Below are 12,248 nucleotides of genomic sequence, written 5' to 3' on the forward strand. Positions count from 1 at the left end.
GCCGGACGATGGCGCTGTCATCGGCCGGGATTGGCGTCGAGGCGGTCGAGCGGGATGACGATGGTCCGCCGCGAGGGCTCGCCATTGTCGACGGAGGTCGCCCCGAGCTGGCGGATGTAAGCGCGCGCCAGCCGCTCCTGCAGCGGTGACACGGCGATGGCGATGCCGGGAACGGTGCCGATGGCGAGCCGTAACGGGCCGGATGCCGGCCCTGCCGTCGCCACCTCCGCGCTGACGGTGGCCTTCGGCGTCCGGCCATCGGCATCGGGCGCCGCGCGCTTCACGGCGTCGAGATAGGCCGGCAGCAGGGCGGCGAGATAAAGCGCGATGCCGATCGCCCGGTCGAGGTCGACGACATGGCCGGCGGCGGGTGGTATCTCGACGATGTCGGCTTCCGCCATGTCCGCCGTGCGCCGCAGGCAGTCGATGACATCGTGCATCAGTTCCGCCAGCGGCGTTTCGCCCATGTCGCCGGAACTGTAGCCGACCCGGTACGCCACCGACATGGCCTGCACATGATCCTCGATGAAGCGCAGTCCGTCGCCCTCGGCGGGGGCGGTTGGCCGCGCCTGTGCATCGGCGGCCCTCTTGTGCAGGCTGAGCAGGCTGACGATGACCTGGAAATTGTTTTTGACGCGATGGTGGAGTTCCCGCAGCAGCGTGTCCTTCTCCACCGCGGCGTGTTCCAGCTGGCGGGCGTAGCTCGCGACGTTGGCCGCCATTTCGTTGAAGGCCGTGCCCAGTTCCGCAAGCTCCCGCGGGGCGTTGCCGATCCGCACCGCGCGCACCGAGAGACGGCCGCTGCCGTAGACGCGCGTCACCCTTTGCAGATAGGTGATCCAGCGCACGACGAGCCGCTCCGTCACCCACAGGGTGCCGACCGTCGCCACCGCCAGCATGAGCAGCAGCGGCGCCAGCGAACTCCAAAGCACGGAGCGCTCGGATGCGAACAGCAGCGTCTCGGGATAGCCTGTCAGGACGAGCAGGTCCGGGTTGACGGTGGAGGCCAGGAAATAGCGGAACTGCTCCCCCGATTGCGACTGCGCGGCGAAGTTCTCGCCCGGGGGCAGCCGGCCTATGGCGTCCGCCAGCGTGGAGGGGCCGTCGGGGAACCAGTTGTCGCCGATGGCAGGCGTGCTCGAACGGGCGATGACATCGCCGTCCGCCGACAGGATCGCGCTGCCGCGGTCGATGCCGAGCCGCATGGCGCCGATCGTATAGGACAGGACGTTGGTCCGCAGCCCGGTGATGACGAAGACGCGCCGCTCCTCGGCCGGTGGCGGCGGCGCCTCGTCCGCCGCCGACCGCACCCTCGCGCCGAGTATCAGGAGACGCTCGTCGGGCAGAGGCAGGAAGGTGGACCCGTTCTCCCCGGCCGGCCGGGCCAGCAGGCGACCGTACATGGCTTTTACTTCGGCCCGGGCGTCGTCGTCCGAGACGAAGTGCGCGCCCGTGTCGACGACGCAGATCACCGCATCGTCGACCAGAACGGCGGCGAAGCTGTATTCACGCCGTTCGCGCAGCACGTCCGAAAGACGCACCTCGCACCGGTCCCGCCGGCTGACGGCCGGGTCGGTGCGGGCGAACTGCGTCGCGGCGACGACGCTGTTGTTGCGCAGGAACTCGTTGATGTCTGCCGCCACACGTTCGGCTGCCCGCGTCGCACCGGCGAGCTTGATGGTGCGCAGGTGCCTGTATTGCGACCATGTCCATAGGCCGGAGATGATGGCGGCGGGAAGCAGGACTAGCGATAGAACGATGACGATCTGGCTGCGCAGCCCCCGGCTGCCGATGTGCGGGCGGGCGCCGCCGCTCCTCTCCCGGTCGCGGGCGGGCGGCACGGCCTGGCGCGCGGATCGCTGTCGCTCGTTCGCCGTCACTGCGTCATGACCTTCCTGCGCTGCATTAGAATCTGTCCTGTTTACGTTGAAACAGGACAGATTCTAAATTCCTTATTTTGAGCGAATTCTGATCGATCAGATGATTTCATCTGATCGGAACACGCTCTAAAGAGATGGAGCGGATCGACTGTTGCCGGAACGGTTCAGTCGCTCCACCTGCCTAGCGGGGCGGGCAGGGGGAGGCGTCAGCCTTTCCGGGTCTGCCGGTCGAGGTCGTCGAGGAGCTTGAGGAAACGGTCGGGCGTCTCCTGTGTGATCAGGTCGCTGTAGAGCATCTTCAACTGCGCGCCGATGCGGTTCTGGATGTCGGGCGTCAGCGGCGGCGTCGATCCGTCCGCGGGCGGCGCAACGGGTTCGTGCCCTTCTTCTGTCTTGCCGGCGCTCGCGGCCGCGCGCTCCGTCCCGGAATCACGCACGTTCGTCGCGCCGGCTTGCGACCGCTGTCCGTTTCCAGAACGATCTGTATCATTCATCGCGGCCTCCAGCCCTTCCGCCGCCGGATGCAAATACACATCCGCGACGCTGCTATCACTCGTAACCACTTCGACGTCCTGTCCATACATGTCAATGACGGTTTACAATCGCTTGAAGAACGTCGAAGCCTGCAGAAGGTTCCGGGGCCATGGAACTTTTCGCTGCAAACAGGGTTAACATGGCGGATCGTCTTGCCAGGCAAGGCGAATCGTCCGGCGCGTGCGGCCGGCCGTGAGGTCCGGCGGTGCGTCCCGGCGATCGGCCCGCGCGACAATTTCCGGAAGATTTCGCCCGAGCTGGTCTATTCCACTGAACACGAATTCTGGCCTGTCGTCGTTTGTAAGGGGTTTCTCGATGTCTCTTTCCCAACTGGTTGCGCCGCATCTGCCTTATCTGAGACGCCTTTCGCGGGCGCTGACGGGAAGCCAGACGAGCGGTGACGCGCATGCGGTCGCGGCGCTTGAGGCCATTGTCGCCGATCCGGATCTGTTGCGCCGCGACATCGCGCCGCGCGTGGCGCTGTTTCGCGTGCTGCTCGACATCTGGCAGCGTGTGCCAACCAACCGGGCCGAAGGGGCGGATGCGCCCGTCGGCGCGATCGAGCGGCATGCGGGGCAGGCCCTGTCGGTGCTGGGCCTGCGCGCGCGGGCCGCTTTCCTGCTCGATGTTCTCGAAGGGCTGTCGCGGGAGGAGATCGGTCAGGCGCTCGGCGCCTCGCCGGAGGAGGTGGACCGTCTCGTGCAGGAAGCGAGCCGTGAGATTTCCGCCCAGATCGCCTCCGATGTCCTGATCATCGAGGATGAACCGATCATCGCCATGGATATCGAAGCCCTCGTCGAGGGGTTGGGCCACCGCGTGACGGGTATCGCCCGCACGCATGCGGAGGCGGTGGCCTCCGTCGCCGTGCACCGTCCCGGCCTCGTGCTGGCGGATATCCAGCTTGCCGACGGAAGCTCCGGGCTCGATGCAGTGAACGAGATCCTGACGCGGATCGAGGTCCCCGTCATCTTCATCACCGCCTATCCCGAGCGTCTGCTCACAGGCGAGCGGCCCGAGCCCGCGTTCCTGATCACGAAGCCGTTCAGCGTCGACGCGGTGCGGGCGGTCATCAGCCAGGCGCTGTTCTTCGGCCAGCAGGCACAAGGCCCCGCTTCCCGCGCGGCGGCGGGCTGAAGCAGCAGAACCGGCCGGGCTTGCCCGGCCGGCGGAAATCGTCCGGCGTCCGCAATGCCGGTCCGGCGGCTACTTGCCGCGTGTGACGCGGCGGGCGATGAGAAAGCCGGAGAGTACCGCAAGGCCCGCGAGCGGCAGGGGGCCGACAGTCCGCGCGAGCGTCTGCCCGCCTTTCTGCGCCAGTTCCTCCGGCTTCAGGCCGCGCACTGTCTCGCCGAGTCCCTGAAACGCGCTTTGCGTCGCGGCGGCGAGATCGGCCGCGGGCGCGGGTGCCGGCGGCATGGGCCGACGCGCGGAGAGAGACGTTGCGAGCCACGCGATGAGCGCCAGCGCGAGATAGACGCCAGCGACAATCAACGATGCACTGACCGGCCCGAGCACCCGCGTCAGCGTCTGATGTCCCGCCGCCGTCAGGAAGCCTACGGCAACGACGGCGAGAATTCCGGCAACGGCGAGCCCGACGATGCGCGAGACGGCGCGGCGCGCGTCCTCGCGCAGGCGCGCGGTCTGCGCGGCGAGCACCTGCGCGCCGAGCAGCGCCCGAATGAGGCCGATCATCCCCGCCGGCTCAGCAGACCGAGCACGAAGCCCACGCCCGCCGCCACGAGCACCGATTGCAGCGGGTTCTTCTCGATGCAAGCCTCGACCTTGGTCGTCGCGGTGCGCACGCTGTCCTGCGCGTCGGCGGCGAGGCGATGGCCTGCCTGGCTCACGGATTCCGTGGTCGCGGAAACAGTCTGCGCAAGGCTGTCTGCCGCGTCCTTGACGCCGACGCGCGCATTCTCCGTCTCGCGGCGGACGAGTTCCGCGACGGAATCGGCGAGGCCGCGGATATCGGTGCGCAGCGTTTCGATTTCAGCGTTGAAGGCGTTCTCGGTCTTGTCTGCCATGATGCGATCCTTTCACGTGGGGGCTGGAACGATCCAGCGCCGGCCATTATAGTGAGGGCCGGCGCCGGCCATTATAGTGAGGGCCGGCGCCGGTCATTAATATGACAGAAGGCAAACGTCAGAGGCGCGACGTCCACGTATCGATTTCGCGCTCCGCCTGCTCCTTCGCATAGCCGTAGCGCTCCTGCAGGCGGCCGGCGAGTTCCTCGCGCTTGCCATCGATGATGGTTAGGTCGTCATCGGTGAGTTTGCCCCATTGCTGCTTCACCTGGCCGGTGAACTGCTTCCAGTTGCCCTGAATCTGCTCCCACGTGTTCTGAACGGTTCCCATGATCGTGTCTCCCTGTTGGTGAAGTATTGAAGGAACGCAGGCAAACGCGAATGGTTCCGCATGCTGGAAGCTGCCGAAAGCCGTGTATCCGTGCCGGGAAAGCGCGCTTTCTCTCTCCCATTCCCGAAAAATTGCTTTATTGTCCGCTCCCGATCGTCGAACCGTGACCTGAGCGGAACACCACTTGCCAAACGAAATATCGCCGACCGTGACTTCCGCTTCCATCGCTGCGCCCGTTCTGGTGACTGGCGCCGCCGGGTTCGTGGGCTTCCATGTGGCTCGCCGCCTGCTGGAGCGGGGAGAGAGCGTGGTGGGGGTCGACAATCTGTCGCCCTATTACGATCCCGCCCTGAAGGAGGCCCGGCTCGCGCAACTCGCCGGATATCCCGGCTTCCATTTCCGGCGGTTCGATCTTGCCGACGCAGCAGCGACCGCGGCGGCTTTCAGGGAGGTCGCGCCCCGGCGGGTTGTGCACCTCGCCGCCCAGCCCGGCGTGCGCCAGTCGCTGGTCGACCCGCACCCCTACATCTTCGCCAACGTGGTCGCGTTCCTCAACGTGCTGGAAGGTTGCCGCCATGGCGGCGTGGAGCATCTCGTCTACGCCTCGTCGAGTTCCGTCTACGGCGCGAACCGCAAGGTGCCCTTCAGCGAGCGCGACAACGTCGACCATCCCGTCAGCCTCTATGCGGCGACGAAGAAGGCGGACGAGCTGATGGCGCATTCCTATGCGCATCTCTACGGCCTGCGGGCGACGGGGCTGCGCTTCTTCACCGTCTACGGGCCATGGGGGCGGCCGGACATGGCCGTCTACATCTTCACGGACGCCATCGCGCGCGGGCGGGAGATATGCGTCGCCAACGGCGGGCAGGTCTGGCGAGACTTCACCTACGTCGACGACGTGGCGGAGGGCGTGCTGCGCGTGCTCGCGCGCCCGGCCGCGCCCGACCCGCTGTGGAACGGCCTCACGCCCGATCCCGCGACATCGTCCGCGCCGCATCGCGTCTACAACATCGGCAACAACCGGCCGGAGGAACTCAACCGGCTGATCGCGGTCATCGAGGCGGCGGTCGGGCGCAAGGCGACGCGCTCCGACATGCCGCTGCCGCCGGGCGACATGCTGGAGACGGCGGCCGACATCGCGGATCTCGCCCGCGATACCGGCTTCTCCCCCGCGACCTCCCTTGAGGACGGCATTCGCCGCTTCGTGGAGTGGTATCGCGGCTATCACGGGGCCTGACGTGGACACCGCCGCCGTTCTGCTGTCGGCGCTCGCCCTGTCGTGGGCGCTGATTCTCGCGCTCCGCCCGCTGTTGCAGCGCTATGCACTGGCGCGGCCCAACGCCCGCTCCAGCCACAAGGTGCCGACGCCGCAGGGCGGCGGCATCGCCGTGGTGGTGTCGGCGCTGCTCTGCGCGGGCACGGGCCTGCTGCTCTCGGACCGGACGGCGGACCTGCCGGGCTTCGCGCTGCTGGCGCTCGCGGCCGTCGGGCTCGCAATTGTCGGGGCCGTCGACGACATCCGCCCGCTGTCCGCTTCGCTGCGGCTGGTGTTTCAGGCGCTGGCGGTTGCGCTGGCGCTCGCGGGTGCCGGCGTGGGGGCGCTGTTTCCCGTGCTGCCCGCCGCCGTGGAATGGGCGCTCGTGGCACTCGCGGCGATCTGGTTCGTCAACCTCGTCAACTTCATGGACGGGCTCGACTGGATGACGGTCGCCGAAATGGTGCCGGTCACCGCCGCGCTTGTGCTCTTCGCCGCGTTCGGCGCGCTCGATCCCGCCAGCGGCCTCGTCGCGGCGGCTCTGCTCGGCGGCCTGCTCGGCTTCGCGCCGTTCAACCGGCCGGTGGCACGGCTTTTTCTCGGCGATGTCGGATCGCTGCCGATCGGCCTCATCGTCGGTTTCCTGCTCTACAGGCTTGCCGGGGAGGGCGGCTTCGCGGCGGCGCTGCTGCTGCCGCTCTATTATCTCGGCGATGCGACGATCACCCTGCTGCGCCGCCTGTCGAGAGGCGAGAAGGTGTGGCAGGCGCATCGCAGCCATTTCTACCAGCGTGCCACGGACAACGGCTGGCCGGTGCCCGCTGTGGTGGGACGGGTGGCGGCGCTGAACGTCGTGCTCGCGCTGCTCGCGGCCCTGACGCTGGCCACGGAGGCGATCGTCTGGAAGGCGGTGCCGGTGATGGCCGGTGTGGCGCTCGTCGGCTTCGTGCTATACCGGTTCTCGGTCAGGCGATAACGGGGGCGGGCCATGCGCATTCTGCTGACGGGCGCGACCGGTTTCATCGGCCGCCATCTGGTTGCCTCGCTGCAGCGCGGCGGCCATACGGTGCGCGCCGCGCTGCGGGAGGAGATACCCGTCGCGCCGGGAGTCGAGCGGGCGGTGGTCGGCGACATCGGCGGCTCCCCCGACTGGCGGCCGGCGCTCGCGGGCGTTGATGCTGTCATCCACGCGGCGGGCATCGCGCATGCTGGTCCCGATGTTCCGCCGGAGCGATACCACCGCGTGAACCATGCGGCGACGCTGCATCTCGCGCATGCGGCGCGGGGGCGCGTGGAACGGTTCGTATTCCTGTCCTCGATCCGCGCCCAGACGGGGCCGTCCAGTCCCGCCGTCCAGCGCGAGACGGACGACCCGTATCCGACGGACGATTATGGCCGCTCGAAGCTCGCCGCCGAGCGTGGGCTTGCGGAAATCGACGATCTGTTCGCCGTCTCCCTGCGGCCGGTGCTCGTCTACGGGCCGGGCGTGCGCGGCAACATGGGCGCGCTGATCGGCCTCGCGCGGCTACCCATCCCGCTGCCCTTCGGCGCGCTGCGCGCCCGCCGTTCGCTGGTGGCGGTGGAGACGGTGGCGGAGGCCGTGGCCCACCTGCTGACCACCCGCGATGCAGCCGGCAAGCCGCCCGCCGGGCCGTTCATCGTCGCGGACCGCGTGCCGGTCAATGTGGGCGAGATCATCGCCGCGCTGCGGGCGGGGCAAGGGCGCCGGCCCGGCTTGCTCAGCGTGCCCGTGCCACTGCTGCGCGCCGGCCTGTCGCCGCTGGGGCGGGCCGCGTTGCTGGAGCGCCTCGACAGCCCGCTCGTCGTGGAAGGCCTGCGGCTGGCACAGTCCGGCTTTACGCCGTCTGTCTCGTCCCGTGAGGGGCTTCGCCGGCTGGGGGCGCTGCTGGCGCGCCGGCGGACGGACGGCGAGCAAAATCGGGAATAGCCGCGTCGAGCACCGCCTCGGCGGCCGCCCGGTCATAGCGGGTGACGGCGTCGTCGAGCTGCGCCAGCCACGCATTGAGCTGCAGCCGGCTGGCGAACACGGCCCGCGCCGCCATCACACCGTCGATGCCCGTCTCCGTAATCGCTTCGTCGTGCGCGAAGAGGATTTCGTGCAGGCGTTCGCCGGGGCGGATGCCGGTGACGGCGATCTCGATATCGGCGCCGGGTTCGAAACCGGCGAGCCTGATCATGCGCTCGGCCATGTCGTAGATGCGCACGGGCTGGCCCATCTTCAGCACGTAGACGGACGGGCGCTCGGCGCCGGTCTCGGCCGCGCGCATGTCGCCGTCGGCGTGGGAGGCGGCGGTCAGCACGAGGTTGCACGCCTCCCGCACCGTCATGAAGTAGCGCACCATGTCCCGGTGCGTCACCGTCACCGGGCCGCCGCGCGCGATCTGCGCCTTGAACTTCGGCACGACGGAACCGTTGGAGCCGAGCACGTTGCCGAAGCGCACCGCGATGAGGCGCGGGGCCTCCGGAGCGCTGGCGCCGGCACTGTCGAGCGCCTGTGCGTACATCTCCGCGAATCGCTTGGTGGCGCCAAGCATGGAGACGGGCTCGATGGCCTTGTCGGTGGAGATCATCACGAAGGCGTGCGCACCCGCCGCCAGCGCCGCATCGGCTGTGTTGACGGAGCCGAACACGTTGGTGCGGATGCCCTCCGCCCAGTCCTGCTCCAGATAGGGCACATGCTTCAGCGCGGCGGCGTGGAACACGAAGTGGGGGCGATATTCGGCCAGCACCTGGTGCAGGCGCGCCCGGTCGCGCACGTCGGCAATGGCGCCGTGGACGGCGGGCCCGTTGTCGAGGGCGCGCAGCTCCTCCGTGATCTGGTGCAGGGCGGGTTCCGAGTTCTCGATCACCAGAATGTCGGAGGCGCCGAAGGCAGCCGCCCGCATGCAGATTTCGCTGCCGATGGAGCCGCCGCCGCCCGTCACCGCCACGCGCTTGCCCTGGATGAAGCGGGCGAGCCGCTCGTGGTCGATCTCCACGGTGGGGCGCAGCAGCAGGTCCTCGATCTCGACGGGTGCGAGCGAGGCGATGCCGCCCGTCAGCTCTCCCTTGCCGACATCGAGCCCCTGCAGGCGCGACAGTGGCAGGCCGAGCTTGCGCGCGCGTGCCAGCAAATGCTCACGCTCCGCCTCCTGCCCGAGGGCGCTCGGCGCCAGCACCAGCCGGCGGATGTTGTAGCCGCGCTCGGCGAAGTCGACCACCGCCTGTTCCAGATCGGCGAATTCGCCGACGACCGGCACGCCGCGGATGGACTGGCCGAGATCGCTGGCGCGCGGCGTCAGGATGCCCTTGGGCTGGATCTTGCGCAGCGCGCCCGATTCGACGGCCCGTAGCAACACTTCCGCGTCCGATCCCCGGCCCAGGATGAGGGCCGGCACGGCGCCCTCCCGCTCCAGCGTGTGGCGCGACTGCGCGTATTTCAGATAGCGGTACGCAAGGCGCGGCCCCCCGAGCAGGAAGAGCTGCAGCATCCAGTAGAGGACGATGGTGATCTTGCCGAAGAAGAAGAAGCCGTAGAACGTGCTCGACGCCAGCACGTAGTCGACCACCAGCAGCGTCAGCGCCAATACCGTGACCGCGCGCAGGATGTTGGCGAGGTCGGGCAGGGAGGCGAAGCGCCAGCGTGATTTGTAGAGCGCGAAAATCCAGTACACCACGCCCGCGTAGGCCACGAAGCCCGGCAGGATCATCGGCAGCGCATCGAGACGGGTGGCGAGCTGCGGCCCGTCGAACCGCATGACGAAGGCGAGCGCCACCGCCAGCCCCGTCATGAAGAGATCGTGGGCGATGATGAGCAGCTTTTTCAGGCCGGTCGATGAACGGGTGTGCGTCGTGGTCATGGCCGGCCGGGTATCTGCCGCGCGGCGCCCATTGTCAATGTCCGCCCTGTTTTCGTCAGCGCGGCGCGCGCTTGGCCAGGATGCGTTGCAGGGTGCGTCGGTGCATGTTCAGGCGCCGCGCCGTCTCCGACACATTGCGGCTGCATGCCTCGTAGATGCGCTGGATGTGCTCCCAGCGGACGCGGTCCGCCGACATCGGATTCTCCGGCACCGGCGCGCGGTCGCCGGGCCGCGACACGAGCGCGGCGTGGATTTCGTCGGCGTCGGCGGGCTTGGCCAGATAATCGAATGCGCCGAGCTTCACGGCGGTGACGGCGGTGGCGATATTGCCGTATCCCGTCAGGATGATACCGCGCGCGTCCGGCCGCACCTCGTTGAGGCGGGTGATGGCGTCGAGCCCGTTGCCATCGCTCAGGCGCATGTCGATGACGGCATAGGCCGGCGGGCGCTCCTCGATCAGCGCGATGCCGCCCGCGACGGTATCGGCCGTGCGCACCTCGTATCCCCGCTGCTCCATGGCGCGGGCAAGACGGGTCAGGAAGGCGTGGTCGTCATCGATGATGATGAGGCTGCGGTCGCCGTCGGGGCAGCCCGGATCGGCCGCGCCCGTTTCAGGACCGTTTGCATCCGCCATGGCGTTCCTCCTTTCGTTTGTCGGTACTTATGCACCATTTTCACCGCCCTGCAATTCCGGACAGGCGGCGCGGCATGAAAAATCGGGGCGAAATCCTGCCCGTTAAACCTGTCATTCCGCCTCGAACACCTGCCGCGGCCATACCACCTGCACGAGCGCGCCTTCGCCCGGGGCGTTGGTCCAGGTGACTTCGGCGCCCGAACGTTCGATCAATGTCTTGGCGATGAACACACCGAGTCCGTGGCCGTCCGCGTTGTCGTCGTGGCTGCGGCGCACGATTCCACGCCGCTCCGCGCCGCGTGACGTGACGTAGGGCTCGCCGAGCCGCAGCAGGATGTCGGGTGTGAAGCCCGGCCCGTCGTCGCGAACGGCGAGCGTCACCGTATCCGCCGTCCAGTGCGCCTCGATCGTCACCTGCCTGCGGGCGAAGTCGACGGCGTTGTCGACGATGTTGCCCAGTCCGTACAGCAGGCCGGGGTTGCGCGCGGTCACGGGCTCCCGCCCTTCTCCCTTGCAGGTGATCGTGATCGGCACCTCGAAGCCGCGCTGTGGGCCTGCCACCTCCTCGATCAGGTGCGAGAGCGTCAGATGGCCGAGGGGGCCTGCGTCGTTGGTGCCGAGCGAGGTGAGCGTGGCGAGGATTTCCCGGCAACGGCCGACCTGCTCCCGCAGCAGGGCAAGGTCTTCCGCCATCGGATGGTCCGGGCCGGCGGCGCGGTCGAGTTCCCGCACCACGAGCGCGATGGTGGCGAGCGGTGTGCCGAGCTCATGCGCGGCGGCGGCGGCGAGGCCGTCGAGCTGCCAGAGATGCTGCTCGCGCTCCAGCACCAGTTCCGTCGCGGAAAGGGCATGCGCGAGCTGGCGCGCTTCGTCCGCCACCCGCCACGTGTAGACGCCCGTGAAACCAAGGCCGAGCTGGATCGCGAACCAGATGCCGATAATATAAGGCAGCGGCAGCGACAGCGTCTCGCCCGATACCCACGGCAGCGGCAGGTGGAAGAAGGCGAGGCCCGTCGTCAGCGCCAGCGCGAAGGCCCCCAGCAGCAGCGTGCGCCATGGCGGCAGCACCGTCGCCGAAATCATCACCGGCGCCAGCACCAGAAGGGAAAAGGGGTTCTGCAGTCCGCCGGTGAGGAACAGCAGCACCGAGAGCTGCAGGACGTCGTATCCCAGAATGAGCGAGGCGAGCCAAGGATCGAGTCGCGCGCTCGCCGGATAGCGGATGCGCAGGATGATGTTGAGCAGCGCGGAACAGGCGATCACTCCAAAACACGCGCCGAACGGCAGCGCATAATCCAGCCCGAACTGCACGCCGGCGACGGCCGCGCTCTGGCCGATGACCGCGAGCCAACGCAGGCGCACGAGCGTGTCGACCTTGAGCCGATGGGCATCGTGCTCCATGTCGATGCCTTCCGCCTTCGCCATGCCCCGCCTCCCGCGATCGTGACTGCCCGGCGCGGTCGCTCGCCCGGCCGGTTCGCTGCAAGGCTATAGAGCATCGGACCGGGAAACGGGTACCGTTTTCCGGAAAAATGCGGCTTGCGGTAAACGGACGGGGCGGCGGATGCGCGCGGGAAGTCATGTCCGGAGAACATCGCTCGGCGGAATGCCGAATCACTTGCGCGCAGAGGTGACTGATTCGCGCGGTCTCTCTCCGCCGGAGCCCGTTTCCGGACGCCTCTGCAGCAAGCGGAGGCTCGCGGATGCGGGAAGATCGTCAAGAATCTGTT

Annotated in this window: 12 protein-coding genes; 4 read left to right on the plus strand and 8 right to left on the minus strand. The window is 68.3% G+C overall.

The features are described from left to right. Window positions 1–17: 17 nt before the first annotated feature. Window positions 18–1,880 (minus strand): histidine kinase dimerization/phosphoacceptor domain -containing protein, encoded by a 1,863-nt coding sequence (locus tag FHS82_RS21410; RefSeq protein ID WP_166949390.1) that lies wholly within the window; start codon window positions 1,878–1,880, stop codon window positions 18–20. 206 nt (window positions 1,881–2,086) lie between these two features. Next, entirely contained in the window at window positions 2,087–2,374 is a 288-nt protein-coding gene (locus FHS82_RS04845; protein WP_166949392.1) for a NepR family anti-sigma factor, read from the minus strand. Window positions 2,375–2,729: 355 nt separating this feature from the next. Between FHS82_RS04845 and FHS82_RS04850 the strand changes: the two genes are divergently transcribed. Next, window positions 2,730–3,548, plus strand: coding sequence for a response regulator (locus tag FHS82_RS04850; RefSeq protein ID WP_166949394.1), 819 nt, complete (start codon window positions 2,730–2,732; stop codon window positions 3,546–3,548). A gap of 69 nt (window positions 3,549–3,617) precedes the next feature. Here the strand turns inward: FHS82_RS04850 and FHS82_RS04855 are convergent, their stop codons facing one another. From FHS82_RS04855 to FHS82_RS04865, 3 genes are all read right to left on the minus strand, one after another. Then, on the minus strand, window positions 3,618–4,106 hold the full coding sequence (locus tag FHS82_RS04855) for a phage holin family protein (protein WP_166949396.1): 489 nt from the start codon (window positions 4,104–4,106) through the stop codon (window positions 3,618–3,620). Continuing rightward, window positions 4,103–4,438 (minus strand): ElaB/YgaM/YqjD family protein, encoded by a 336-nt coding sequence (locus tag FHS82_RS04860; RefSeq protein ID WP_166949398.1) that lies wholly within the window; start codon window positions 4,436–4,438, stop codon window positions 4,103–4,105. The genes FHS82_RS04855 and FHS82_RS04860 overlap by 4 nt, the downstream gene beginning before the upstream one ends. A 118-nt stretch (window positions 4,439–4,556) precedes the next feature. Beyond that, complete coding sequence (locus FHS82_RS04865; RefSeq protein ID WP_166949400.1) at window positions 4,557–4,769, minus strand: CsbD family protein; 213 nt, start codon at window positions 4,767–4,769, stop codon at window positions 4,557–4,559. A 208-nt stretch (window positions 4,770–4,977) separates the two neighbouring features. On the opposite strand from FHS82_RS04865, the gene FHS82_RS04870 reads away from it, so the two are divergent. The 3 genes from FHS82_RS04870 to FHS82_RS04880 are packed head-to-tail and all read left to right on the plus strand — an operon-like array spanning window position 4,978 to window position 7,972. Continuing rightward, window positions 4,978–6,006 carry an NAD-dependent epimerase/dehydratase family protein gene (locus FHS82_RS04870; protein WP_343042511.1) on the plus strand — a complete coding sequence of 343 codons (1,029 nt, stop codon included), beginning with the start codon at window positions 4,978–4,980 and terminating at the stop codon, window positions 6,004–6,006. Window position 6,007: 1 nt separating this feature from the next. Then, window positions 6,008–7,000, plus strand: a complete 993-nt coding sequence (locus tag FHS82_RS04875; protein WP_166949402.1) for an MraY family glycosyltransferase — start codon at window positions 6,008–6,010, stop codon at window positions 6,998–7,000. Window positions 7,001–7,012: 12 nt separating this feature from the next. Continuing rightward, a complete protein-coding gene (locus tag FHS82_RS04880) occupies window positions 7,013–7,972 on the plus strand; it encodes an NAD-dependent epimerase/dehydratase family protein (RefSeq protein ID WP_166949404.1) in 960 nt (319 codons plus the stop codon). Here the strand turns inward: FHS82_RS04880 and FHS82_RS04885 are convergent. The 3 genes from FHS82_RS04885 to FHS82_RS04895 all read right to left on the minus strand — a co-directional run bounded on the left by FHS82_RS04885 (window position 7,881) and on the right by FHS82_RS04895 (window position 11,943). Continuing rightward, window positions 7,881–9,884 carry a nucleoside-diphosphate sugar epimerase/dehydratase gene (locus FHS82_RS04885; RefSeq protein ID WP_166949406.1) on the minus strand — a complete coding sequence of 668 codons (2,004 nt, stop codon included), beginning with the start codon at window positions 9,882–9,884 and terminating at the stop codon, window positions 7,881–7,883. The two genes, FHS82_RS04880 and FHS82_RS04885, sit on opposite strands and share 92 nt — an antisense overlap. A gap of 55 nt (window positions 9,885–9,939) precedes the next feature. Further along, window positions 9,940–10,518, minus strand: a complete 579-nt coding sequence (locus FHS82_RS04890; RefSeq protein ID WP_166949408.1) for an ActR/PrrA/RegA family redox response regulator transcription factor — start codon at window positions 10,516–10,518, stop codon at window positions 9,940–9,942. Window positions 10,519–10,629: 111 nt separating this feature from the next. Then, window positions 10,630–11,943: an ActS/PrrB/RegB family redox-sensitive histidine kinase gene (locus tag FHS82_RS04895; protein WP_166949410.1), complete on the minus strand. Its 1,314-nt coding sequence runs from the start codon at window positions 11,941–11,943 to the stop codon at window positions 10,630–10,632. Window positions 11,944–12,248: the final 305 nt, after the last annotated feature.

The organism is Pseudochelatococcus lubricantis (assembly GCF_011762225.1).
GTDB classification, from domain to species: Bacteria; Pseudomonadota; Alphaproteobacteria; order Rhizobiales; family Beijerinckiaceae; genus Pseudochelatococcus; species Pseudochelatococcus lubricantis.